This is a genomic window from Ferrovum sp. (assembly GCF_027317285.1).
In the GTDB taxonomy this organism is placed as follows: Bacteria; Pseudomonadota; Gammaproteobacteria; order Burkholderiales; family Ferrovaceae; genus Ferrovum.
The window spans coordinates 1-747 of record NZ_DAHVHV010000139.1; the positions used below are offsets into that span (position 1 = coordinate 1).

Genomic DNA, 747 nt, shown 5'->3' on the forward strand with positions numbered 1-747 from the left:
TTCGTTTTAACCCGAACTGCCTTTCTGATCTTCATCTCTTGAATGGAAACCGGATAGGTCACATGGAGGTAAGGGTACGGCGTATTGCAAACCCGCAACACGCTCGTAGTAAAGGCATAGGCGTTTTTTCCCGAGAAATATCTCATGACAATATTCTGCCCCTCGTGCGCCAAGATCACACGGCCATTGAATTCAGGGGCAGTCACCAAGATGCTCCGCTTCTCGCAATAACCGATCAGTCTGACGCTGTATTTTTTTGGGGTTTTGCCTTCCCACATTTGTGCTTGCAATAACTCGTCCACTTGCAGATTAAGGGAAGCAAAACTGGGCATCATCATGGACGGTTCGGCCTTCTCGCTAGAACTATTGGATCTTAGGTACATAGTGTGGTGGTTGAGGCGATTCACGGCCTGCTATTCCCTGTTTCGGTCGCCTGCGCTCACCCAATTCATGATCATAACCGATGGGCCGGAAACCCGCATGAATCCTGGATGCGACCTCTTGAACGCTCAAGAGGCAAACAGAGAACAGAGGGCAGAAACCGGGGAAAGTGGTACCGGAAACCGGGTCTGTGGCAGGGTGGCGCTCAAGAGAAAAACTGCCGGAACCCCGCCAACAGTGGCGTTGCGGGCAAAAAAAATCCCAACCGATACGGGTTGGGATTTAAGGCAATGGTGGAGGCGGCGGGAATCGAACCCGCGTCCGTCAGTCCTCTACAAGCAGATCTACATACTTAGTCAGGCTCTT

1 protein-coding gene and 1 other RNA gene are annotated in these 747 nt (G+C 51.5%); both read right to left on the reverse strand.

Annotation, left to right across the window (positions count from 1 at the left end; genetic code table 11):
- Window positions 1–338 (reverse strand): flagellar brake protein (locus M6F29_RS11960; protein ID WP_298160219.1); only part of this gene is annotated, 338 nt, incomplete at its 3' end.
- 334 nt (window positions 339–672) lie between these two features.
- Window positions 673–747, reverse strand: a transfer-messenger RNA (tmRNA) gene (gene ssrA, locus M6F29_RS11965); the annotation flags it as partial.